General features: G+C 31.9%; 21 protein-coding genes. 13 read left to right on the top strand and 8 right to left on the bottom strand.

Annotation, left to right across the window (positions count from 1 at the left end):
• The first annotated feature begins 2 nt into the window (after positions 1 to 2).
• The 9 genes from V8G56_RS12575 to V8G56_RS12615 all read left to right on the top strand — a co-directional run bounded on the left by V8G56_RS12575 (position 3) and on the right by V8G56_RS12615 (position 11,698).
• Positions 3 to 1,283: an adenylosuccinate synthase gene (locus V8G56_RS12575; RefSeq protein WP_395438803.1), complete on the top strand. Its 1,281-nt coding sequence runs from the start codon at positions 3 to 5 to the stop codon at positions 1,281 to 1,283.
• 112 nt (positions 1,284 to 1,395) lie between these two features.
• Positions 1,396 to 3,186, top strand: coding sequence for an OstA-like protein (locus tag V8G56_RS12580; RefSeq protein WP_395438804.1), 1,791 nt, complete (start codon positions 1,396 to 1,398; stop codon positions 3,184 to 3,186).
• Between the two features lie 7 nt (positions 3,187 to 3,193).
• Positions 3,194 to 4,369: an aspartate aminotransferase family protein gene (locus V8G56_RS12585; RefSeq protein ID WP_395438805.1), complete on the top strand. Its 1,176-nt coding sequence runs from the start codon at positions 3,194 to 3,196 to the stop codon at positions 4,367 to 4,369.
• A gap of 164 nt (positions 4,370 to 4,533) precedes the next feature.
• A complete protein-coding gene (locus V8G56_RS12590) occupies positions 4,534 to 5,934 on the top strand; it encodes a tetratricopeptide repeat protein (protein WP_395438806.1) in 1,401 nt (466 codons plus the stop codon).
• Positions 5,935 to 5,975: 41 nt separating this feature from the next.
• On the top strand, positions 5,976 to 6,896 hold the full coding sequence (locus V8G56_RS12595) for a DUF368 domain-containing protein (RefSeq protein ID WP_395438807.1): 921 nt from the start codon (positions 5,976 to 5,978) through the stop codon (positions 6,894 to 6,896).
• Positions 6,896 to 7,915: a DUF368 domain-containing protein gene (locus V8G56_RS12600; RefSeq protein WP_395438808.1), complete on the top strand. Its 1,020-nt coding sequence runs from the start codon at positions 6,896 to 6,898 to the stop codon at positions 7,913 to 7,915. The genes V8G56_RS12595 and V8G56_RS12600 overlap by 1 nt, the downstream gene beginning before the upstream one ends.
• Complete coding sequence (locus tag V8G56_RS12605; protein ID WP_395438809.1) at positions 7,884 to 8,648, top strand: shikimate dehydrogenase family protein; 765 nt, start codon at positions 7,884 to 7,886, stop codon at positions 8,646 to 8,648. Before V8G56_RS12600 ends, V8G56_RS12605 begins: the two co-directional genes overlap by 32 nt.
• A 102-nt stretch (positions 8,649 to 8,750) precedes the next feature.
• A complete protein-coding gene (locus V8G56_RS12610) occupies positions 8,751 to 10,790 on the top strand; it encodes a DUF349 domain-containing protein (RefSeq protein ID WP_395438810.1) in 2,040 nt (679 codons plus the stop codon).
• A 92-nt stretch (positions 10,791 to 10,882) separates the two neighbouring features.
• Entirely contained in the window at positions 10,883 to 11,698 is an 816-nt protein-coding gene (locus tag V8G56_RS12615; RefSeq protein WP_395438811.1) for a Cof-type HAD-IIB family hydrolase, read from the top strand.
• A gap of 80 nt (positions 11,699 to 11,778) precedes the next feature.
• On the opposite strand, the gene mazG is transcribed toward V8G56_RS12615, so the two are convergent.
• The 6 genes from mazG to V8G56_RS12645 form a co-directional block, all read right to left on the bottom strand.
• A complete protein-coding gene (mazG, locus tag V8G56_RS12620) occupies positions 11,779 to 12,552 on the bottom strand; it encodes a nucleoside triphosphate pyrophosphohydrolase (protein WP_395438812.1) in 774 nt (257 codons plus the stop codon).
• A 107-nt stretch (positions 12,553 to 12,659) separates the two neighbouring features.
• A complete protein-coding gene (locus V8G56_RS12625) occupies positions 12,660 to 14,930 on the bottom strand; it encodes an aconitate hydratase (RefSeq protein WP_395438813.1) in 2,271 nt (756 codons plus the stop codon).
• Positions 14,931 to 15,151: 221 nt separating this feature from the next.
• A complete protein-coding gene (locus tag V8G56_RS12630; protein WP_395438814.1) occupies positions 15,152 to 16,105 on the bottom strand; it encodes an AAA family ATPase in 954 nt (317 codons plus the stop codon).
• A 4-nt stretch (positions 16,106 to 16,109) separates the two neighbouring features.
• Positions 16,110 to 17,597 (bottom strand): peptidylprolyl isomerase, encoded by a 1,488-nt coding sequence (locus V8G56_RS12635; protein WP_395438815.1) that lies wholly within the window; start codon positions 17,595 to 17,597, stop codon positions 16,110 to 16,112.
• Positions 17,560 to 18,414 carry a peptidyl-prolyl cis-trans isomerase gene (locus tag V8G56_RS12640; protein WP_395438816.1) on the bottom strand — a complete coding sequence of 285 codons (855 nt, stop codon included), beginning with the start codon at positions 18,412 to 18,414 and terminating at the stop codon, positions 17,560 to 17,562. Before V8G56_RS12640 ends, V8G56_RS12635 begins: the two co-directional genes overlap by 38 nt.
• Positions 18,415 to 20,370 carry a peptidylprolyl isomerase gene (locus tag V8G56_RS12645; protein ID WP_395438817.1) on the bottom strand — a complete coding sequence of 652 codons (1,956 nt, stop codon included), beginning with the start codon at positions 20,368 to 20,370 and terminating at the stop codon, positions 18,415 to 18,417.
• A 127-nt stretch (positions 20,371 to 20,497) separates the two neighbouring features.
• Between V8G56_RS12645 and V8G56_RS12650 the strand changes: the two genes are divergently transcribed.
• The gene (locus V8G56_RS12650; protein WP_395438818.1) at positions 20,498 to 20,734 is read left to right on the top strand and encodes a hypothetical protein; all 237 of its coding nucleotides are present in this window, start codon (positions 20,498 to 20,500) and stop codon (positions 20,732 to 20,734) included.
• Between the two features lie 127 nt (positions 20,735 to 20,861).
• Here the strand turns inward: V8G56_RS12650 and V8G56_RS12655 are convergent, their stop codons facing one another.
• Positions 20,862 to 21,350: a hypothetical protein gene (locus V8G56_RS12655; protein WP_395438819.1), complete on the bottom strand. Its 489-nt coding sequence runs from the start codon at positions 21,348 to 21,350 to the stop codon at positions 20,862 to 20,864.
• Positions 21,351 to 21,494: 144 nt separating this feature from the next.
• Entirely contained in the window at positions 21,495 to 21,971 is a 477-nt protein-coding gene (locus V8G56_RS12660; protein ID WP_395438820.1) for an Hsp20/alpha crystallin family protein, read from the bottom strand.
• Positions 21,972 to 22,588: 617 nt separating this feature from the next.
• Between V8G56_RS12660 and V8G56_RS12665 the strand changes: the two genes are divergently transcribed.
• Genes V8G56_RS12665 through V8G56_RS12675 form a run of 3 tightly spaced genes read left to right on the top strand, consistent with a single transcriptional unit; the run spans position 22,589 to position 25,948 of the window.
• Positions 22,589 to 23,092 carry a T9SS type A sorting domain-containing protein gene (locus tag V8G56_RS12665; RefSeq protein WP_395438821.1) on the top strand — a complete coding sequence of 168 codons (504 nt, stop codon included), beginning with the start codon at positions 22,589 to 22,591 and terminating at the stop codon, positions 23,090 to 23,092.
• Positions 23,093 to 23,121: 29 nt separating this feature from the next.
• A complete protein-coding gene (locus tag V8G56_RS12670; protein ID WP_395438822.1) occupies positions 23,122 to 25,311 on the top strand; it encodes a hypothetical protein in 2,190 nt (729 codons plus the stop codon).
• A gap of 46 nt (positions 25,312 to 25,357) precedes the next feature.
• A complete protein-coding gene (locus V8G56_RS12675) occupies positions 25,358 to 25,948 on the top strand; it encodes a hypothetical protein (protein WP_395438823.1) in 591 nt (196 codons plus the stop codon).
• Positions 25,949 to 25,986 lie beyond the last annotated feature (38 nt).

Here is a 25,986-nt window from a genome sequence, read left to right on the forward strand (position 1 = left end):
CAATGGCAGTAGATTTACTATTAGGCTTACAATGGGGAGACGAAGGCAAAGGAAAAATTGTTGACGTATTAACATCAAAATACAATATTATAGCACGTTTTCAAGGTGGTCCAAACGCAGGGCACACCTTAGTTTTTAATGGCAGAAAGCATGTTTTACACACCATTCCATCTGGTATTTTTCATGATGACACTACAAATTTAGTAGGTAATGGCGTTGTTATTGATCCTGTAATATTTAAAAAAGAATTAGATAAGCTTGAAGAACAAAATGTTGATTATAGAAAATCAATGTTGATTTCTCGAAAAGCCCACATCATATTACCTACCCATCGCTTATTAGATGCGGCAAGTGAAACTGCTAAAGGAAAAGCGAAAATTGGTTCAACTCTTAAAGGTATTGGACCAACTTATATGGATAAAACAGGCAGAAATGGACTTCGTGTTGGTGATTTAGAATTAACGGACTGGAAAGAACGATATAGAGCACTGGCAGACAAGCATGAATCCATGATTTCTTACTACAATGTTGATATTCAATATGATTTAGCAGAACTTGAAAAAGAATTTTTTGAAGCTGTAAAAGTTTTGAAATCAATTACATTTATTGATTCAGAAGAATATTTGTATCAAGCACAAAAACAAGGTAGAACGATACTTGCGGAAGGTGCCCAAGGATCTTTATTAGATATTGATTTTGGAACTTATCCATACGTTACTTCAAGTAATACAACTGCTGCAGGAGCATGTACTGGTTTAGGGGTTTCACCTAGTCAGATAGGCGATGTATTTGGCATTTTTAAAGCCTATACAACACGTGTTGGTTCTGGACCATTCCCTACTGAATTATTTGATGAAGATGGTGCTACTATGAGTCGTGTTGGCCAAGAATTTGGTGCCACAACAGGAAGACCCAGACGTTGTGGATGGCTTGATTTAGTGGCCTTAAGATATGCCTGTCAAGTGAATGGTGTCACTCAGTTAATGATGATGAAAGGCGATGTACTTTCAGGTTTTAAAAAACTTAAAGTTTGTACTGCCTATAATTATAAAGGAGCTGTTATTACCCATTTTCCTTATAATATTGAACCAGAAAATGTACAACCTATTTACACAGAATTTAAAGGTTGGAATGAAGATTTGACAAAAATGTCAGAGGCAGGTCAACTACCTAAAGAATTAAATGAATACATTCAGTTTTTAGAAAAAGAACTTGAAATCCCAATCACCATTGTCTCAGTTGGACCAGATAGAAAACAAACTATTTTTAGAAATAAAAAATAAAGTAAATCATCATATTTTATTTAAAAAACGCTTCATAAAAATTGGAGCGTTTTTTGATTGATTATTCTGAAACATGATTATTATCGTTATTTTTGCGACAAACAAAATTAATTTGAACACATTAAAAACCATATTATTCCTTTTTTGTGTTTTGGCCGTTACCATCGGTTCAAAAGCACAAGACCAAAAAAAAATTGAGATTGAATACTCTGGTTTCCTGACCTTTAATGAAGCCGAATACCCTGGAGCAAAAATCTTAACTCGCGATGATTCCCAACAAATTCATATTGTACATGAAAGCATCAATATGTGGTGTGATAAAGCCTATTATTACGGTAAAGAAAATTTTATTGAAGCCTATGGCCATGTAAACTTGATTCAAGGAGATACCATCAATATGAATTCAAAATACATTGAATATAGCGGGATTACCAAATTAGCATTTGCCAGCGGTGATGTTGTTTTAACAGACCCGAATTCCACCATTACTTCTGATACTTTATATTTTGACCGAGAAAAACAACAAGCATTTTACCGAAATGGCGGGAAAGTTGTAAAAGACACCTCCGGTACTATCACCAGCAAGATTGGTCGTTACTATATGAATTTGAAAAAGTATCAATTTGTAACTGATGTTGTTTTAGTAAATCCGGATGCCACTATAAAATCTAATTATTTTGATTTTTATTCAGATACCGGAAAAGCCTATTTATTTGGTCCTTCCACTATTACTACTGAAGAAAGTGTGACCTATTGTGAAAAAGGGTATTATGACACAAAAACCAAAATTGGTCATGCCTTGAAAAAATCAAGAATTAATTATGATAACAGAATCATTGAAGGGGACAGCTTATATTTTGATAATAACAGAAGTTTTGCTTCGGCTACTAATAACATAAAAGTTACGGATACTTTAAACCATAGCATCGTTAAAGGCCATTATGCGGAGGTTTTTAAAGAAAAAGATTCCGTTTTCATAACCAAACGCGCATTAGCTATCACGGTTCAAGAAAACGATTCCATTTATATGCATGCCGATACCTTAATGGTAACAGGTAAACCTGAAAAAAGAATTACCAGGGCTTTTAGAAATGTAAGACTTTACAAATCCGATATGAGTGGCAAAGCAGATTCTGTTCATGTGAATCATGAAAAAGGATTAACGCAGCTTATCAATATCTCCAAATATTCAACAGGTGATGCTTTTTCAACTAAAAGAAGACCCATTTTATGGAATATTGGCAACCAAATGACCGGAGATACCATTCACCTTATTTCAAATCCTGAAACCGAAAAATTAGATTCTCTTATTGTATTCAAAAATGCCTTTTTAATAAGTAAAGATACGCTTGAAGCTGGTTTTAATCAAATTGCAGGTCAACGTTTGGTAGGCTTATTTAATGAAGAAAACGAATTAAAAACCGTTGATGTTATAAAAAATGCAGAGTCTATCTATTATTTTAGAAACGACTTAAACGAATTGGTTGGTATTGATAAAGCAAAGTCAGGAAGTATTAAAATTTATTTAGATAAAAAGATTATTGAAGAAGTTAAGAAAATAAATCAAATTGATGGTAAAATATACCCTGAGTCCACATTCCCTGATAAGGAAAAATTATTAAAAGGTTTTGACTGGCGTGAGGAAGAACAATTAAAAAGTATTGACGATTTATTTAAAGATGATCCGCCGTTGGTTTTACCAAAAATAACAGGCTTAGATGATTACGTACCACAAGAAGAATTTTTTGATGATGCCATGCTTGAAAGAATAGAATCTGCAGATAAAAAATCCAACACAAATATCAAACAAGACTCCAAGGCATCAAGAAATATTCCTAAAAACATTAAAGACAAAAAACTACTTTTAAAAGATAAGCCAATGTTAACCAAACCAAATCAGTAGTAATTTTATGAGGTCTGAATTCTTTAAATACCAGGCGCAAACAACTACGCATCCATTAGCCATGACTATTTCTCATGCACATGGATCTTATATATATGACACCAATCAAAAAGCTTATTTGGATTTCGTTGCCGGTGTTTCTGCAATCCCGTTAGGTCATAATCACCCAAAAGTAATTAAGGCTATTAAAGTGCAATTAGACAAGTATTTACATGTTATGGTTTACGGTGAATATATTCAAAAGCCAGCCGTTGAACTCTGTAAATTACTGGCAAAAAACTTACCTTATCCATTAGAAACAACTTATTTGGTAAACTCAGGAACTGAAGCTATTGAAGGGGCCTTGAAACTTGCAAAACGAGCCACTGGACGAAGTGAAATTATTTCTGCCTTTAATGCTTATCATGGAAACACAATGGGTTCTATGAGTGTTATGGGTTACGAAGAACGAAAACAAGCTTTCAGGCCTTTACTTCCCGACGTAAGATTTATTACGTTTAACAAAGAAGAAGACCTAGACCATATAACTTCAAAAACAGCAGGTGTTATTTTAGAAACTATTCAAGGCGGCGCTGGTTTTATTGAGCCAAAAAATAATTATTTAGCCAAAGTAAGAGCTAAATGTGATGCAGTTGGTGCGCTACTTATTTTAGATGAAATTCAGCCTGGTATTGGCAGAACAGGTAAACTATTTGGATTTGAACATTATCAATGCATACCTGATATTCTTGTAATAGGAAAAGGGCTTGGTGGAGGTATGCCAATTGGTGCTTTTACCGCTTCTAAAGACTTAATGGATTTACTTACCGAAAATCCAAAACTTGGCCATATAACCACATTTGGTGGTCATCCAGTTATTGCAGCTTCTGCCTTAGCCACCTTAACCGAAATCACTGAAAGCGAATTAATGGCTCAAGCTTTAGAAAAGGAGCTACTTTTTAGAGAGCTTTTAGTACATCCTTTTATTAATGAAATTCGGGGTAAAGGGCTTATGCTTGCATTAATGATGCCTTCAGAAGACATTACAAATAAGGTGATTTTAACCTGTCAAGAGCACGGATTAATTCTTTTTTGGTTATTATTTGAGCCAAAAGCAATCCGAATCACCCCTCCATTAACCATTTCAAACGAAGAAATAATCAAAGGATGCTCAATAATCATTCATGTTTTGAATTCAATTTAAAAAATTTAATAAGGTATAACTTATTCATTATCAAATAATAAACACTTCTTTTCTTTATAAAAGGTTTATCTGTTGATTACTTTGTTAAAAACATTTAAGTCATCTTCCCTAAAAAAACGATTAGAATCATACATTTAACGACGTAGAATCATACAAACATGCTTATGGAGTATAGCTCTAACGACAACGATAGTTTTCCTTTAATAAAATTTGAATCCATGCTAAAAACAAACAATGTTTTGTTTTTTGATTCAGAAGAGTTTGAAAATATTATCCACCATTACCTGAATCAAGGTAAAATGTCCTTAGCAAAAAAAGCTATTAAATTAGGTCTAGATCAGCACCCTACTTCAACTAACTTAAAACTTTTTAAAGTTGAAGTTTATGTGTTTGAAAATAAATTAGTTCAAGCAGATGCTCTATTAAATGAGTTGTATCGTCTCGAACCTATGAATGAGGAAATTTATATTCAAAAAGCTAACATTCTTTCAAAAAAAGATGAACATCTTCAGGCTATTGAGGTTCTTAAACAAGCTTTAGAATTGACTGATGATGTTGTTGACCTCTATTCATTAATAGGAATGGAGTATTTATTTCTAGATCAATTTGAAGAAGCTAAGAACTATTTCATGAAATGTCTTGATGAAGACATTGAAGATTATTCAGCGTTATATAACATCATTTATTGTTTTGATTTTCTGGATCAGAACACCCAAGCTATTGAATATTTGAACTCATTTTTAGATGAGAATCCGTATTGCGAAGTTGCCTGGCATCAATTAGGTAAACAATATTTTACTTTAAAAGATTATAAAAAGGCTTTAGCGGCTTTTGATTTTGCTATTATTTCTGATGATAGTTTTGTAGGAGCCTATCTTGAAAAAGGAAAAGTCCTAGAAAAATTAAAACGTTTTGAAGAAGCCATTGAGTTTTATAGTTTTACTTTAAAACTTGATGATCCTACTTCCTTTGCTTTGTTGCGCATTGGAAATTGTTATGAAAAATTAAAAAAAGATGATTTGGCCGTTCAGTACTATTATAAAACGGTACATGAAGATCCTTTATTAGACAAAGGTTGGATTGCTATCACCAGATTTTATAATAGAAAGAAAAACTATCAAAAAGCGCTGTACTATATTAACAAAGCCATTAATATTGATAGTGAAAATGTGATTTACTGGAAATTATATTCTCAAATAAATTTAAGATTAAAATTGTACGAAGAGGCTGAAAGAGGCTTCAAAAAAACATTGGAATTGGGAAATTATGAACTCTCAACTTGGCTATCACGTGGTGACTTATTAATTAAACTTGGAGAGCCTGAAGCTGCTATTTATAACTTTGAACAAGCCGTAGAATTTTACCCAGAAAATGCAGAACTAGAATACAGATTAGCAGGCTTGTTTTTTATACTTAATGAAACCGATAAAGGCACATTCCATTTAAAAAATGGATTAAGATATAATGAAGAATATTCTTTTATTATTGATGAACTTTTTCCTGAAGTTTGTAATAAAACATTAGTTAAAAACTTACTAAAAACAAATCAAAAAGAAGGTCTATAAAAAATTTGCATACCTTTGGATTCAATAATTAAATTCAACACATGCAAAGACGATTTATTGACTATTTAGTGATCTCTTTAAAAGGGTTAGCTATGGGCGCTGCTGATGCAGTTCCAGGTGTTTCTGGTGGCACTATTGCCTTTATATCTGGTATTTATGAAGAGTTAATAGCGACCATTAGTAATGTCAATATCTCTATCTTTAAAACCCTATTTAAAAAAGGGTTTAAATCATTTTGGGAACAATTAAACGGAAATTTTCTATTAGCCTTGTTATCTGGGATTATTGTCAGTTTTGTATCATTTATGAGATTGGCTAAATATTTAATTGAGAATGAACCCGTATTAATCTGGTCATTCTTTTTTGGACTTATTATTGCTAGTATTTATTTTGTTGGAAAACAAATAACTAAATGGAATATATCAGTGATAGCCGGACTGTTATTTGGATCAATCGTTGCCTTTTATATTTCAACTTTACCTTCAATGGCAACTAATGAAAGTTCATTCTTTTTATTTTTTGCCGGAGCTTTAGCTATTTGTGCCATGATCTTACCTGGTATTTCAGGCTCCTTTATCTTAGTAATTTTAGGCGCTTATAAAACAATAAGTGATGCTCTACATGATTTTGATTTTAAAAAATTAATATTTTTTGTAGGTGGCGCCGTTATTGGACTTTTAAGTTTTAGCCATTTATTAAAATGGCTTTTTAAACATTATCACAACCTAACTTTAGCAATTCTTACTGGTTTTATTTTTGGTTCTTTAAATAAAGTTTGGCCATGGAAAGAAACTTTGACTTGGCATGTTAATTCAAAGGGATTAAAAACACCTCTTATAGATAAAAGTGTCTTACCTTTCAATTATGAAGGAGACAATCATTTATTACTGGCAATTCTGCTAATCATTGTAGGTTTTTTAACTATTTTTATTCTTGAAAAGGTAGGTTCAAAAAAACACTAATGGAAAGTACCAGAACACTAAGAGATAAAATATTCCTAGTTCTAAAAGGATTAGGTATGGGTGCTGCCAATAAAGTCCCGGGTGTTTCTGGAGGTGTTGTTGCTTTTGTTGCAGGATTCTATGAAGAATTTATTTATTCACTTAGAAAAATAAATGCCAAGGCTTTTAAATTACTGATTAATGGAAGATTTAAAAGTTTCTACAATTACATCAATGGAAAATTCATTGGCCTGTTATTCCTAGGAATGATTGTCAGTTTCTTTAGTGTTTCAAAAGTATTGGACTATTTGATTAAATACTATGAATTATATATCTGGAGTGTTTTCTTTGGAATGATCATTGGCTCAATATATTATATCAATAAAGATTTTAAAGATTGGAATTATAAAACATATACGGCCCTAGCATTAGGAATAATGGTGGGTGTCAGCATTAGTTTTTTAAATCCTGCCAAGGAAAACGACAACCTGTGGTTTGTGTTTTTTTGTGGTATTATAAGTGTCTCTGGTATGACGCTTCCTGGTTTTTCTGGATCATTCATACTCATTCTTTTAGGAAACTACGTACTACTTTTGGTTGATTCAGTCAATGCTCTATCTGATACTTTTTTTGATCTTTTTAGTGGTGATTTAAGTTTTATACATAACCCGCAAAGAATAAGAATGCTTGAAGTTTTAGTGGTTTTTACCTTAGGTTCTGTTACAGGCTTGGTGTCCTTTTCACATATATTAAGTTATATTTTAAAACATTATAAAAGCATCACTCTTTCTGCTATTATTGGATTTATTGTTGGTTCATTAGGAGTTGTCTGGCCTTGGAAAAATACTATTTATAAACTAGCAGAAGATGGCTCGCATATTTTAGATTCTACAGGAACGAAAGTAGTTTTAAACTATGAACGTTATGTACCCACTCTTAATATGGAAACCTATTATGCGATAGCCTTTATTTTTCTTGGAATTATAATTGTTCTAGCTCTTGAATATTATGGACAAAAAACAAGAAAACAACATGCATAAATTAGGCCTAATAGGCAAAAATATTTCATACTCCTTTTCTAAAGCTTATTTTAAGAATAAATTTGAAAAAGAACAGATCACAAATGTTTCTTATGAAAATTTTGATATTGAAAACATAGCATTATTTCCATCAATTATGCAAAATAATGATGGTATTAAAGGTTTTAATGTGACCATACCTTATAAAGAAGCAATCATTCCCTTTCTTGATGAATTGGATGAAACAGCTGAGAAAATAGGTGCTGTTAACACGATTAAAGTTTCTCAAAACAACCAACTCATAGGTTATAACACAGACTGTTATGGATTTAAAAATTCCTTAAAACCACTTTTAAAACCACATCATAAAAAGGCGTTGATATTAGGAACGGGCGGTGCGAGTAAAGCCGTTGCATTTAGTTTGAATGAATTAAATATTAATTATGATTTTGTTTCTAGAACCCCTAAAAATGGGATTGCTTTTACATACGATTCTTTAACAGATGATATTATCAAACAGCACCAAATAATAATAAACTGCTCCCCTATTGGTACATTTCCAAATGTAGACGCTTGTCCAAACATTCCATTTGGAGCTATCAATAGCGAACATATTTTATTTGATTTAATCTATAATCCTAAAGAAACCACCTTTCTAAAATTTGGTAAGTATCATGGTGCCACTATTCTAAATGGTTTAAAAATGTTAGAATTACAGGCAGAAAAAGCCTGGACCATATGGAATTTAAGTTGAAAATTCATTTAACTGTATTAAAAACGTTCCACCCTTTTGTAATTACTGGAGTTGTTAGTATATTTAAACAATAAAGAATTACTGAACCTAAACATTTGTATAATGTCTGAGCTAGATAACCTGCAAGAAGCAGAAGGAAAAAAAGAAATTAAAAAAGCAACAACAAAGAAAACTAAAAAGGAAATTTCTACAGAGTCTTCAGTTGAAAATACTGAGTTAAAAATTTCTGAGAAGGGCGCTGCGAAACAAGTTGATATTCCAAAAGAAGAAACACCCGCTATAGTTGTAGAAGAATCTATTGAAAAAATTGAACCAAAAGAACAAGAAACTGCTTCTGTTGAGGAAAATGACGAAGTTTTAAATGAAATAGACGAATCAAATGCAGAGGATGCAGAAGATGACGGTCATAAAGACAGACATACCATTGAGGTAAAAGATTATGATAGTATGTCACTTGATGCGCTTACTATTGAATTAGAAAGATTAGTAAATAAGGAGAAGGCTCAAGCCATAAGAAATCATGTTGAATTAATAAATAATGAATTCAAAACTAAATTTCAAAGCCTTTTAGAAGAGAAAAAAGATGAATTTATTGCTGATGGTGGAAATGACATTGACTTTTACTATTCAAGCCCAGTTCAAAAACGCTTTAAAGAAATCTATAAAACTTATAAAAGTAAGCTCCATGACCATTATAAGGGATTAGAACAAAATCTCAAACAAAACTTAGAGGATAAACTTGAAATAATTGAAGAATTAAAAGGTTTAATAAATGTTGAAGAAAATATAAACACGACTTATAAACATTTTAAAGAATTACAGGAACGTTGGAGAAATACCGGCCCAATTCCAAGAGATAAATACAATACCGCCTGGAATACTTACCACCACCATGTTGAAATGTTTTATGATTTTCTGCATTTAAACAGAGATTTAAGAGATTTAGATTTTAAACATAATTTAGATAAAAAGTTGAAAATCATTGAGAGAGCTGAAGAACTCGCTCAAGATGACAATATTCTACATGCCTTCAGAGAATTACAAGAACTTCACAAAATGTGGAAGGAAGAGCTTGGTCCGGTAGCAAGAGAAAATAGAGAAGAAATTTGGGAGCGTTTTAAAACTTCAACCAAAATAATTAATGATAAGCGCCAAAAATATTATCAGGAAATAGATAAAATCTACGAGAAAAATTTAGATAAAAAACTTGAAATCATTACTAAAATTGAAGCTCTAAATTCAGATGAAGTTAATTCACATAATGTTTGGCAGAAGAAAATTAAAGAGATTGAAAGTTTAAGAGATGAATTTTTTAACGCAGGTAAAGTGCCTTCAAAAGTAAATGAAGAAACCTGGGCTAAATTTAAAGATGCGGTAAGAACCTTTAATAAGAAAAAGAATAATTTTTATAAAGGATTAAAAAAAGAACAATACAAAAACCTTCAAAAGAAATTAGACCTTATTAAAATTGCTGAAGACAATAAAGACAACGAAGATATTCAGACTACCACGGCATTGATGAAGAAAATTCAAAATGACTGGAAAAAAATTGGTCATGTTCCCAGAAAAGATAGCGATAAAATTTGGAAACAGTTTAAAACGGCATGTAATCACTTTTTTGATAAACTTCATGCCTCAAAGAATGCTGCCAATAAAGTAGGAATAGAAGCTTACACTAAGAAGAATACGCTTTTAGATTCTATGAAGAATTTAACCTTGTCTGGTGACAAAGAAAAAGACTTAGTAGTTATTAAAAATATTATTTCTGAATGGAAGGAAATAGGTAGAGTTCCAAATGAAAAACGATTCATTGAAGGTAAATTTAATAAAAATCTAGACGAGTTGTTTTCCAAATTAAAAATGGACAAAAACGAAGTGGAACTTATTAAGTTTGAAAATAAATTAGAAGTACTTAGTAATGAAGACGATAACCAAAATCTAGACAATGAAAGGTTCTTTATTCGTAAAAAAATTGATGAAATAAAAGGACAGATCAATCAGCTGGAAAATAATCTGCAGTTTTTCACTAATGTAAATGATGATAATCCTTTAGTAAAAGAAGTTCATAATAACATTAAAAATCATAAAGACTCATTAAAGCTCTGGAAAACTAAACTCAGTAAAATAAAAGAGCTTTACTAAATTTTTAAAAACTTAAGCTTGCTTAATTAGATGAACAATTAAGCAAGTTTCGGCTTCTCAACAAATTTGTTTCCCACGATCCATTTCCAACCATGAACTATAAATTAATCTGTAGTGATATAGATGGCACTTTACTGAATAAAGACAGAGAATTATCAAAATTCACCATCAGTGAAGTTCAACGTATTTCGCCTATCCCTTTTATTTTAATTTCTTCAAGAATGCCAAGAGCTATGAGGCATCTTCAAGATGAACTTGGGAATTCAACTACCCCAATTATAGCCTATAATGGTGGTTTAATTCTCAATAAAAATGAAATTATACAATCCACAGAAATTAATATTTTAGTTATCGAATCCATTATAAATAAATGCAAAAACACCTCTATTCATGTAAGCCTATTTCATGCAGATGAATGGTTTGCACCTTCTATGGACTTTTGGGCCAACAGAGAAATTTATAACACTAAGGTTAAACCTGATTTAAAGCCTAATTTAGAGGTTTTAAAAAGTTGGAAACAAGAAGGTAAAGGCGCTCATAAAATTATGTGTATGGGTGATGAAAACGAGATTGATTATTTATATCATACATTAGAAAAAGAACATGCACATGACATTATCTTATATCGTTCAAAATCAACCTATATAGAAATATCGCATCGCTCTATTTCAAAAAAAACGGCCATTGAAACATTAATAAATAATTCTTATCCTAATATTGCTATGCATGAGGTTGTTGCTTTTGGGGACAATTACAATGATGTTGAGATGCTTAAATCTGTAGGATTAGGTATTGCCGTTGCTAATGCCAATGAAGCGGTTTTAAAAATAGCAAAAAGAGTGACAGAAACTAATATAAATGATGGTGTTGCCATGGCTTTAAGTAAAATTTTCAAATTATCTCATTAAACTAAAATGCCCATGACAGGTATTGGGTGTTTCAGTAGCAGTTAAAACGGGAACAACTATTAAAGAATAAGAGATATAGTTTAAAGACTTTTTGCTTCTTCCCAAAAAACATCCATTTCAGCTAAAGTCATTTCTTTTAAAGGTTTATTTAAACTTTTAGCTTTACTTTCCAAATATTGAAATCTTTTTGAGAATTTTTTATTGGTACGTTCTAGCGCATTTTCCGGGCTTATATTTAAAAATCTGGCGTAGTTAACCATTGAAAATAATACATCTCCAAATTCACTTTCCATAGCATCTGTATTACCCTTTTCCACTTCAGTTTTAAATTCTCTTAACTCCTCCTCTACCTTTTCCCACACTTGATTTGGTGCTTCCCAATCAAAACCTACACCAGCCACTTTCTCCTGAATTCTGTTGGCTTTTACCAGAGCCGGAAGGCTGTTTGGAACGCCTTCTAAAACACTTTTTTTACCTTCCTTTAATTTTAAATTTTCCCAATTACGTTTAACATCGTCTTCATTTTCAACCTTCACATCTCCATAAATATGAGGATGCCGGCTTACTAATTTATCGCAAATACCATGGCATACATCAGCAATATCAAAATCATTTGTTTCACTTCCAATTTTAGAATAAAACACTATATGCAACAAGACATCGCCTAATTCTTTCTTAATTTCCTGTAAATCATTATCTAAAATAGCATCACCCAACTCATAGGTCTCTTCAATGGTGAGATGCCTTAAACTTTCCATAGTTTGCTTTTTATCCCAGGGACAACCTTCCCTCAATTCATCCATAATGGTTAATAATCTATCAAATGCTTTTAGTTGAGCTGCTCTGGAATTCATATGAAGTATTTTGGTAAAAATACAATTATAAATGATTTTTATTAAATCTTGTAAAACAAAAAATCCAGCTATAATGCTGGATTTTTAAGTATAAATAACCCTCTACATTAAGAGGCGTTTTGTCTTTTAATTAAATTAAGCGCAGACCCTGCATTATACCAGTCTATCTGAGATTGATTATAAGTATGGTTTAATTTGATAAGGCTCTTGGTTCCATCAGCATGAACAGCCTCAAGTGTTAGTTGCCTACCTGGTGCAAAATCTTTTAAATCTATAAAATTAAAAGTATCATCTTCTTGGATTAAATCGTAATCAGATTCATTGGCAAAGGTCAAACCTAACATCCCTTGTTTTTTTAGGTTTGTTTCGTGAATACGTGCAAATGATTTAACAATAACTGCTGCAACTCCTAAAAACCTTGGTTGCATTGCAGCATGCTCACGAGAGGATCCTTCTCCATAATTTTGATCGCCGACAACTATGGTTTTAATACCTTTGGCTTTGTATTGACGTTGAACATCTGGAACGCCACCATACTCTCCTGTTAATTGATTTTTAACAAAATTAGTTTTTTGGTTGAATGCATTTACTGCTCCAATAAGTGTATTATTAGCAATATTATCTAAATGACCTCTAAAACGCAACCAAGGTCCAGCCATAGAGATATGGTCTGTAGTACATTTACCAAAAGCTTTAATAAGCAATTTAGCCCCTTTAATGGTGTTCCCAATTGGTTTAAAAGGTTCTAAAAGTTGTAATCTTTCTGAATCTTGAGCTACTTTTACTTTAACATGACTTCCATCAGCTTCAGGAGCTAAATATCCGTTATCTTTTACTTCAAAACCTTTTGGTGGTAATTCCCATCCTGTTGGCTCATCAAACATAACTTCCTGACCATTTTCGTTTATCAACTTGTCTGTCATTGGGTTAAAATCTAAACGACCTGCAATGGCAATAGCTGCCGTTATTTCTGGTGAAGCTACAAACGCATGCGTATTAGGGTTTCCATCAGCACGTTTAGCAAAGTTTCTATTAAAAGAATGTACTATGCTATTTTTTGGAGCATTTTTAGGATCACTATACCTCGCCCATTGTCCAATACATGGGCCGCAAGCATTGGTAAATATTTTAGCATCTAATTTCTCAAATACCTGCAGTATGCCATCTCTTTCAGCAGTATAGCGCACTTGCTCCGAACCTGGATTAATTCCTAATTCAGCTTTCATCTTAATACCCTTATCTAAAGCTTGTTGTGCAATAGAGGAAGCTCTGGATAAATCTTCATATGAAGAATTAGTACATGAACCGATTAATCCCCATTCTACCACAATAGGCCAATCATTAGCTTTTGCTTTTTCTGTCATTGCCTTACCAACTGTAGTTGATAAATCAGGTGTGAATGGGCCATTTAAAAGTGGGCCTAATTCTGATAAATTAATATCTATAACTTGATCAAAATACTTCTCAGGATTTGCATAAACTTCTGGATCAGCAGTTAAATATTCCTTCACTTTATTGGCCGCATCAGCTACATCGGCTCTATCAGTAGAACGTAAATAACGTTCCATAGACTCATCATAACCAAAAGTTGAAGTAGTTGCTCCAATTTCAGCCCCCATATTACAAATAGTCCCTTTACCGGTACAAGACATAGATGTTGCTCCCGGTCCAAAATATTCAACAATTGCGCCTGTTCCACCTTTTACGGTTAAAATTTCCGCTACTTTTAAAATCACATCTTTTGGAGCTGTCCAACCAGATAATTTACCGGTCAATCTTACTCCAATCAATTTTGGGAATTTCAATTCCCAGGCCATTCCAGCCATGACATCTACAGCATCTGCACCACCAACACCAATAGCTACCATTCCTAAACCACCCGCATTCACTGTATGTGAATCGGTTCCTATCATCATCCCACCAGGAAACGCATAATTTTCTAAAACCACTTGATGGATGATACCAGCGCCCGGTTTCCAGAATCCAATTCCATATTTATTTGAAACCGACTCTAAAAAATTAAATACTTCACTACTTACAGAATTAGCGTGTTTTAAATCGACAGTTGCCCCGTCCTTAGCTTGAATTAAATGATCACAATGTACTGTAGTAGGAACCGCTACTTTTGATTTTCCAGCTTGCATAAATTGCAATAAAGCCATTTGAGCGGTTGCATCTTGACATGCAATACGGTCTGGCGCAAAATCAACATAATCCTTTCCTCTAACAAATGCCTTTGTAGGCTTTCCATCCCAAAGATGATTATATAATATTTTTTCAGAAAGGGTTAGTGGTCTTCCTACAACTTCACGAGCTTTATCAACTCGCTCCGCCATTTTGGTGTAAACACCTTTGATCATATCGATATCAAATGCCATGCGTTTTGTTTTAATTTAATTTATGTTTTATAAAGTATCGCAAATTACGAAATAAAAACAAAGTTCTAAAAATTAACCCTGCAAACAAATGACTAATCATATTAAATTATTATAGTCATATTATTAATTTAAATAATTGCTGTTTTATTAGTTATAGGTGTGAAAAATTACCTTTTTGAAACCCTTGCAGATACCATCTCTTTTTTGAAAGCAAAGATTTATTAAAACAGACTTTTTATTATAAAATCATCTGTTATACCTTCTGCTTCTGCTTTGTAATTTTTAATAATCCTATGTCTTAGAATACTGTGAGAAACCGCTTGAACATCTTCAATATCTGGAGAAAATTTACCATGAATTACGGCATGTGTTTTAGCCGCCAAAATTAAATTTTGTGAAGCTCTAGGGCCTGCTCCCCAATCTAAATAATTTTTTACTAAATCACTAGCGGACTTACTATTTGGTCTCGTTTTACCAACCATGGTAACCGCATATTCAATAACATTATCAGCAACTGGAATTCTGCGAATAAGATGTTGAATATCCTCTATTTCTTTTGCAGAAAAAAGCGGATTAACTTTTTCATTTGTATCACTGGTAGTTGATTTAACAACTTGAACTTCTTCACTAAAAGAGGGGTAATCCAAATTAATTGCAAACATAAATCTATCCAATTGAGCTTCTGGTAACGGATAGGTTCCTTCTTGTTCTATAGGGTTTTGGGTTGCCAAAACAAAATATGGCAAACTTAATTCATAATGATGACCGGCAACAGTTACAGAACGCTCCTGCATTGCTTCCAATAATGCTGCTTGAGTTTTTGGAGGTGTTCTGTTAATCTCATCTGCTAAAATAATATTTGCAAAAATGGGGCCTTTTATAAATTGAAAATGCCTGTTCTCATCTAATATTTCACTACCTAAAATATCGCTAGGCATTAAATCTGGCGTAAACTGAATTCTTTTAAAATCTAGACCTAAAGCCTGAGCAATCGTATTAACCATTAATGTTTTTGCTAAACCAGGAACACCAATAAGTAAAGAGTGCCCTCCTGAAAATATAGCTATTAGAATTTGGTTGACAACCTCATCCTGACCAACAATGACTTTGGCAATTTCAGACTTTAAATCTTTATATTTTTTTACGAATTGTTCTACGGCAGCGACATCTGACATAACATTATTTTTTTAACCAATTACTCGCAAAATCACAGTCTCTGTGAGATCCGCTAATTTTTATATAAGTGTCCATGATTTTTTCATTTTGCCAAGTTTCAATAGCTTTTACCTTCTTTTCATTCAGGGCTTGCTCTTTGATTTTTAAATAATCACGAGCGTAATCTGCTTCATGCTCATTAACTCTATCCGTAACAGTCAATATTTTAAATTTTAATTTATCAGTTCTATCCTTTTCTGTTTGTACTAAACTAATCTCTCCATCTTTTAAATTCTGGATTTGAGAATATAATTCAGGATCCATTCTGGTTAATTCAAAATTATAATCTTGAGTTTCTGGGTTTATAAGCTGACCTCCATCATTTTTAGTTTCTTTTTCATCACTTGATTCTCTTGCAGCATCAGCAAATGATATATCACCATTCACAATACGTTCTCTAATTTTATCAATTCGTTCTTTAGCTTCTTTAATAGCATCTGTTGAAACTTTTGGAATTAAAAGAATATGACTAACATCATACTCTTGACCTCTGATTTTTTCACAATACACAATATGAAAACCAAACTCTGTTTCAAAAGGATCTGAAATTTCACCTTCTTGCAAAGAAAAAGCCGCTTGTCTAAACTCTTTTACCATTCTAGGCTTCTTTCTATTTAAAGTATATTTTCCTCCGGTACTTATTGAGGCCTTATCATCTGAGTATAATACTACTTTAGATCTAAAACTTGCTCCATTTTCTAAAACATCTGCTCTAAACTGTTTTAATTGGTCAACAATACGGAGTTTTTCCTGATCAGTGACCTTTGGTTCCACTACTATCTGAGCTACCTTAAGTTCTGTTCCAAAAGTTGGCCGATCATCTTTAGGTATTTTATTAAAAAATTCTCTTACTTCTTCAGGAGTCACTTCAACTTCTTCTACAATTTTAGCCTGCATTTTTCTTGCTAATTCATTGCTTTTATTGATTTCAAACATTTCCTCTCTAAGACTTTTCTCATCTTCTTTATTATAAATGCTTAAAAGCTTATCCATGGAGCCGTTGGTCGTCTGAAGAAACTGTTGTATTTGATAATCAATATTTTGACGGATTTCAGCATCAGAAACCGGAATACTATCCTGAATGGCATGATGAGCGTAAAGTTTGTCTTCTAACAGCTTACCAAATAGTTGACAACGAGGTATTTCACTTGTATTAACACCTTGTGCTTGTAATTGTAAATAGGCTTTATCTACATCTGAATCTAGAATAATGTAATCACCAACAACCGCAGCTACGCCATCCACTTTTTTAGCTATAAAAGTATTTGTTGTATCAGAAGCCTTTACTAATTCAGACGATTTAATAGTTTCTACAGGCGTTATAGAATCAATTACTTCTTCTTCAATTATTTCTTGGGCAGATATAATATTTACAGCTATAAAAGCTGTAAATAAAGTAAATAAGTATTTCAAATTAATTGTAAATTTCGAATTGTTTATTTTTAATGGCATCCTGGGTAATATCTTTTTCTAATTGCTTAATAAGTTCAAGTTTTCTTTGATTAATAACAATTTGGTCTATGGTAGGTTTTACGTATTCCAAGGGCGCCGTATCACCACGCAATAAAACATCATTAATCTGCATCAAATATACTCCTAATGAATCTTTGAGTTGTACAAAATTAGATTTTTTTAACAGTTCATTTTTATTTTCAGGAGTAATGATAGAAATTTTATTAATGACTTGACTGACTTTTATCCAAATGGAGTCATTCAAAGAATAGGATTTAAACTGAACTGAAATTGAATCAAGTTCCTGTTTATCATTTTTATTAAAACGTTTAAATTTTTGTTCAATTTTATTAAAATCTATCATGTTTTCATCAACATGAACGTAACGAAACTTAATCAGGTCTTCATTTAACTTAAAAACTTCCTCATTGACCTGATAATAAGTTTTAGATTCTTCATAAGTAACTGTCGTATCTATACTTCTTTTTACCAAGGCTTCAATATAGGCCTTTGTGTACAAATCATTTTTATATTGAGTTACCAATTTATTAAAAGATGCCTGTTGAGATTCACTTAGATTTAACATGGCACCATCTACAAACAATTGCTGAGTAGCCCATCTGTTTATATAGTTTTGAACCAGTAAAATACTATCTTCCTTAGAGGTGTTTTCAGAAACCAAATCTTTTATATCGTCATAATATAAATAGGTGTCATTGACTCTTGCCACTTTCACCCTATCATCCGTTTCTTTAAAAAAATACTTACACGAAGAAATGCATATAACTAAAAATAATATATATATTTTATTTCGCACCTATTGATTTTTAATTGCAGACTTCACCTGTTTTAAAGCCTCCGGATTTACATTGACCTTATATTTGCTTTTTAATTCTTCAATCCATGTATTTTCTTTAAATGTTTGAAAATCTCCCACTACATTGCCTTTAGCCTCATCCAGTGTTTTTTGTGAACTAGGGTAAACATCTTTAACCATAACAATCACAAAACCATTACTATGCTTGTAAATTTTTGAAAGACCTTTTTTAAATTCAAAATTTTCCGGTAAAGCCTGATCCTGAGCATCCATCAAACCAGTTGTAAATATGATATTGACTTCATTATTTTTATTAAACAACTTTTTAATTTCTTCAGGATCCATATCTTTTTCTAATAATTTTCCCACCTTTTTTAAAATACTTTCATTAGAAGAAGAGGCCACCACGGCATGTACTCTATCTGGCCACATATAATGCTCCTTATGCGCATTATAAAAATCTTGAATAGCAATGGAATCTGTGCGTGCAGCATTCCAAATGGTTGTTTCCATTAAATCAAATAACAACAAACCATCTCTGTATTCCTGAACAATATTAGCATAATCTTTATTTTCTTCTTCTAAATGCGCCTCTTGATATTGTGTTAGATTACTGCTTAAAAAAGCTTCATATTGTTTAGATGTTATTTGGCTAAACGGAGCTTTAGCCTGAATACTGCGTTGGTTTTTAACTAAATAATCTCCAAAATCCTGATAAGTAAAGGTCTGATTCCCCACTTTTATAAAATCTAAATTCCCCTTAAAATTCTCTGGCAAATTCCAGGTTCTTTTAAAATAGTCATCATTTAAAATGGAAGCAAAATAATCAAGTGCTTTTTGGTTCGTACTTACATTATATTTAATCTTTAATTTACTCACCAAAGCATCATCAATTAAATGAGAACGCTCATCGCGTTTTACTTTCATTTCCAATTCTGGTTTTAAATCTGAAAACGGTTTTACAGGTTGTTTATCATATAATTTTAAAATATGCCACCCATATTGTGTTTTTACAGGCTTTGAAACATCACCAATCTTTTCTAAACCAAAAGCCACATCTTCAAATTCCTGTGAACTTAATTGGCCTGCAGAAAATGGTGCCAGCATACCTCCTTTATTTGCTGAACTTTTATCATCCGAAAATTGTTTTGCCAATGCCTCAAAATCTTCTCCTTGCTGAAGCTTTTTATAAATATCATTAATTCTGGTTTCTGCAATTTCGGCTAAAGTATCACCTGGTTTAGTATTCACCATGATATGAGCAATAGTGCGCTCACCTCTAGATTTACGAATGTCATATATTTTAACAATATGATATCCAAAGCGGGTCCTAAAAGGTTGAGAGATCTCTCCTGCTTTAGTATTAAATGCAGCATTTTCAAAAGGATAAACCATTCTAAAACCAGAAAAATAACCCAATTCTTCACCAAAAAGTGTTTGCCCATTATGCACTTCCTTCATGACATTTTCAAATCCTTCTACCAAAGTTCGCTCTCTTAACTTTACAATATTATTATAAGCTACCAAGGTGTCTTCAGGACTTGCATTCTCCGCAAATCGCACCAAAATATGGCTTGCCTTTACTTCATTTGAAACACGCTCATACGCTTCTTCTATTAAAGCATCGGTTACCTTAGAGTCTGTCATAAAATTTTTAGATAATTGTTTTTTATAACTATCTAATTCTCTGATATAGGATTCTTTATTTTGAAGTCCTAAATTATGAGCTTCTTTTAGTTTTAATTTATAATTGGTAAAAAGAGTTAAATATTCGTCCACATCTTTTTGAGACTCATCTTGCACCAGGTCAATGTTTTTGTTATAAACTCTAATAAATTCTGAGGTATAAACCGGCTCGTTATCAATTGTAAAAAGTACGGCATCTCCATTTGTCTGTGCCTCCATAACGGATAAAAACAAACTCAGGACTAATAAGGGGAAAAATCTTAATTTCATTTAAATAAAAATTATACTTAGTTTACAAAAATAGTAATATAAAGCTATATGACAAGTTGCTTTAGCAAACGGTTTATAGAATACTTTAGTATCTTTATTTTTTTATAAATTTTAAATAAAATAGCAGGTGCGAAAATTAAAACTAATTTGGGATTTTTATGGTCCTGACGCTCATAGAATTGCAGAACATCATGAAATTCATTTAAAACAATATATACAATTAGAACACCTTGATATTTCAATAACAGGAATTGAAGATCTAAACGAGTTACACAGCATTGCTTTTTTAGTAGTGAACGAAGATGAAATGAAGCCTGTTAGAGATGCTTTAAAACCTCATCGCGGTCAAGTGTACACTAATTGAAATATATTCATTTGACTTTCTAAGCAAAATCAACTCACATCGCTTACCTATTGAAATAGCCCATTACAACTATATCATGGCATGGTGTGTAATACCTTAACCCTTATCTAGATTAAAGATTCATTGTTTAATTTTCTTCTTTAGGTTTTATGAATTCAGACTGATATTTTTTTAAAAATTGCTTTTGCCTTTCCATCATTTGCGCTCTTATTTTATCTATATCCATAAAGTCTTTACCGAAGTTACTTTCGAAAAAATCATCGTTAAAGAAGTGTTTACTAAAAAGGGAGTCCTGTGCAAAAACATCCTCAAACCCCTGATTTTCAAAATCTAAAAAATTTGTAAAAAACTTTGATTTAAACGATTGTAATAAGCTATCTCTATCAAAAGAAGTAAGATTCTTAATTTTATCATTTGAAGACCAGGAATAAATACTATCGTATTTAATTAAATTACCTTTTTCGTCAAATTCCTTATCAACTTTCCAGCTGCCTTTATTTTGATCTCCTATACTCTTTAGCTTTTCATCTGATATGGCTTTATCCGAATCTTTATTTTGACCGTTACAGCTAATATAAACTAAAGTGATGATCAAAATTAAAATATATTTTCTCATTGCTAATTTTTTTTAATAAACATGTTTAGTAACTCATAACCGCTTTATTAGTCATGGAATTCATTATTAATTATTAAGATTTGGAGATTATTGAATCAATCTCCAAATCTTATAATTCAATCATAAAAAAGTTTAGTAGAAAAATTATGAAATTTTGATAGATCTAGCCGGTTTTTGTTTTGCTTCTTCTTTTTTTGGTAAAAGAATACTCAAAATGCCATCTTTATAATTCGCATCAATCTTATCATCATTTACAGTTTCAGGTAATGTAAAGGTTCTTTTAAAGGAAGAATAACCAAATTCTCTACGAGTATAGGTTGCATCTTTATGCTCATTTTCTTCCTTGGACTCAGTAGAAATTGACAAAATTTGATTGTCAAGGTCTACATGAAAATCAGATTTCTTAAGTCCTGGAACTGCCATTTCAACTATGAATGCCTCAGCAGTTTCTATAATATTTACTTTTGGTAAAGTAATACCAGTATTAAAATTTGAAGTAAATACTGATGGCAGGTCTCTGTTAAAAACATCATCTAACCAATTTGAAAAAGTAGGGAAGTTTATATTTGAATTAGTGTTTGCTAAACTTCCGCTTTTAGGAACATTAATTAAAGTGCTCATAATTACAAAATTTTAAATTAAACATTATTTCAAGTTTGAAATCTTTGATTGATTTCAATTACTATTGGGCAAAAAAAATACCAAAATAAAAAATAGGCTATTTGATTTTGAATATTATATTTGAATCAGTATTAATTTAATAAAATATGAACATTTTGACATATTTTATGTCTCAAAAATGTCAAATTGGCATTTTTGAAGTCAGTTAAGTTTTTATCTGAAACGATAAAAGACAAACTTTAGAAGTATGTATTTATAACCTAAATTTGGCAATTTCATACCCAATAAAGCATTTATAAATGATTCAACTAATTTAGAAATTATCTGGAATAATTAGGTGACTCATTGGTAATGGTTACATCATGTGGATGACTTTCATTTATACCACTTGCTGTAATCTTTATAAACTGACTGTTTTCTTTAAATGCTTCAATATTATAAACTTAAATACCATTATAATATAATAAAAGTGACAGAATTAGTTTTTTTATCCTTAAAAAACCCATAAACTAAAATTAAAGCATTTAAACGATTAATACACAATATAAAATATAATAGTACTATATTGAAATACCAAATGTACTGCGTTATTCTTTCCTTTTTTTAAAACCAACCAAATGAAAAAAGCAGTATTTTTTACTATTATCTTTTTTATTGTTTCACTTTTCACTTTTTCTCAAAATCTTTCACGTGAGGTAATTGCCTCTCAAGGGGATTATAATAAAATTGACAATATGTCCCTAGAATGGACACTTGGAGACGCCTTTATTGAAACCGTTGTTGCTAATAATGGCTTTCTTACTCAGGGCTTTCAGCAGCCCTCTCATATAAAGACAGCAATTTTAAGTAGCGAATCACTTTTAGAAAGGCCCTTTAATATTCTCCTCTACCCAAACCCGGTAAATGCCTTACTCCATATTTATATAAAACCTATTGATCGTGTGACACTTAATATTAGCCTGTATGATATTAGTGGACAACTTTTAAAAAAAGCTAAAACAATAGAAACCGATAAAAACCTCACCTTGGATGTTTCAGACTTATCATCTGGAATTTATCTTATTAAATTTTCTAATGTTGAAGGTTCATTGATTGAAACACATAGAATAATAAAATATTAAAAACACTAACCACCTTAACATATTAAATTATGAAAAAAGTAATCATAGCAATAATTGTCTTATTATTTATCACACCTGGTGTGATAGCACAAAATATGCCTCAAGGCATGAAATATCAGGCTGTTGCCAGAGACCTTTCCGGAGATATTCTAGCTAATGAAAAGGTTTTATTAAAGATTAAATTACAAGATAATACCAACTCGCAAAAGCCTTATTACACAGAAACACATAGTGTAATAACAAATCAATTTGGTTTATTCTCTTTAATTATTGGAAAAGGTAACATTGAAAATGGAACCTTTAGTAAAATACCTTGGAGCTCTCAAGATATCTGGATGACCATAGATATTAAAGATAATAAAAAAGGTGATTTCTCTACTATAAGTAGTAGTAAATTATTAGCTGTCCCTTATGCATTCCACGCAGCTACGGCTTCTAAGATAGATGATGGTAAAAATAATCTTAACAATAATGGTCCTGGAAATACAGCTGGTGTACCATCTCAAAACTGGTCTCTTTTTGGGAACTCTAAAACCAACCCGGAAAAAGATAAGTTAGGAACTACAGATTCGACTGATATGGTATTTGTAACCAACAACAAAGAAAGGTTAAGAATCACTGCCGATGGGCAGTTAATTACAGGAGACGGCAAATTTACTATTGGCGGTAATTTAGAAGTTCAAGGAGACAGTACGCTTATTAATAAAGATCTGTTTGTGGGTAGAAATGTTTTCTTAAATATAAATGAAGAATTTGACCCCATGGGAGAAACGATTAATTACGGTGATTTAACGGTTTTTGGCAAAGCAAATCTAAAAAAATTAGTAATTAAAGATGATGTTCCTGATGAAGGACAAGGTGGCTACCTGGTTACCTTTGAAAACACAAATGATGATAAAGGTGATGGACTCCTTATTAAGTTAGGTAATAGAGCAGTAAAAAGTCCTGAAGCTTTGAAGACATTGGATAGTGCATTGGGTGAATTAGTTGGGGAAATAGAAAGTGGGGAAAGAGAAACTGTAAAAAACTTGTTTAGCGGACAAAGTATTTCTTTTTCCTATTTAACAGATAAGATGACCAATCTATCTGATGAAGAAATTGAAGAAACTGCTCTGGCAGTTGCAGCTTCTGCTTGCGCATTAACAGCTCAAGTAGGCAAATTATTAATTGAAGAGATTAACAAAGTAATTGGTTTTACGGATAGAGATATCTTGGTGGCAATAAATGGATATGATCCTGTAACCTGCCCTGAATGTGTCTGTGATGCTTGTTTTAATGATGCCGGGGATTTTTTAATCCCTGATGACGCAATTACAGATATTACTGATCCATTTCGATTTATTCCAGAAATTCCAACTGGTTGGTTAGATGAATTGGCAAAAACATGCACAGAACTTTTTGGCGATAAGCCATTATTGGCAGAAAAACTAATATTTACGGTAGAAGGAACACCTTTAAATGAAGAAAATACTTTTATTGAATTCGCCGATGTGGATGATTTCCATATGGGTGCTATAAAAGCGCAAAGCCTTGGCGATTGGACAGAAGATTATTTTAACAAGGTGTTTTTATTTGAAGTAGTAAATTCTTTAAGAAGTCCTAACAAAATAAAGTCTTTTGGTGACATGAAACTTTTGGCAATTAAAACCGCAAAAAGTTATTACGAGATTGGAGTGGAGTATAGTTCAGGTAACGGCGATTACGCCGAGTGGCTGGAACGACAAGATATAAATGAATCTATTAGCTATGGTGATATTGTGGCTGTCAAAGGAGGTAAGATTACAAAAGATTTAACCCATGCAGAGCAGGTTATGGCCGTCTCCCATAGACCTATTGTATTAGGTAATATGCCTTCTGAGGAAAAACTTCATTTAGGAAATAATATTGCCTTTATGGGTCAAATACCGGTAAAAATCATGGGGCCTGTTAACACTGGTGATTACATTGTTGGAAAAGGAGAAATTAGGGGTTATGGAGTTGCAGTCAGTCCAGAGAACATGACTATAGAAGATTTCAAGCTTGCCGTAGGGCGCTCATGGGATGCAAATTTAGAAAATGGCCCAAAAATGGTGAATACTGTTGTTGGGGTGCATAATGGCGATTATTTAACTATATTAAAACGCTACGAAGCAAAATTTCAAGAATCAGAAGCACGATTATATACTGTAGAAGCAAAAATAGATATGCTTTCTGGGTTAATTTCGCATCCAAGTAATTAAATTAGAAATAATTACATTATGATACTCCTTTTAAAATAATAAAAAGGTGCTTCATATTTTGATATTTTATTATATGAAAAAAAAATTTTTATGGCTAATCTGTTTTTTACCATTCCAAATATTAGGGCAAACCAATGAAATTGATCATTCTCAAATTAGTCATGAAGATCAGGCTACAATACTCGAATGGTATAATAATACAACTGAAATGGGGGTTGAGATAATTGGCGATTCTATAAAATATAGTCAGGAATTTATTAAAGTTTTAAACGACCAAGGTTATCGAGAATCACTTTTTCCGAATTCATATTCATGGGATCGAGCCCTACATTATATAAAGCATCAACAACTTAAACAGGCCTTCTGGTATTTTATTAATTTATATGCAGATAGTGAAACTAATAAAGATTTGGTTATTAAATCTGTACTAGCATACGATCAAGTGCTCAAAATGGATGAAATGTTAATAAGTACTTTTTATACATATGGTTTAATGGATCCAGAAATTAGTATCATAAAAGATGGTAAACCAGAAATAGTGAGACCTGATATTTTAGAAGAAAAATTAGGACATGTAAAGGAAATGGTTGCCTATATCACAAAGTACAGAGAGCAACAAGTAAAAGAAGGTGATTAATAGACATTAGTTTTATAAATTAAAAAAGGCTGCATGTA

The organism is Gaetbulibacter aquiaggeris (assembly GCF_044003965.1).
Taxonomy (GTDB): domain Bacteria; phylum Bacteroidota; class Bacteroidia; order Flavobacteriales; family Flavobacteriaceae; genus Yeosuana; species Yeosuana aquiaggeris.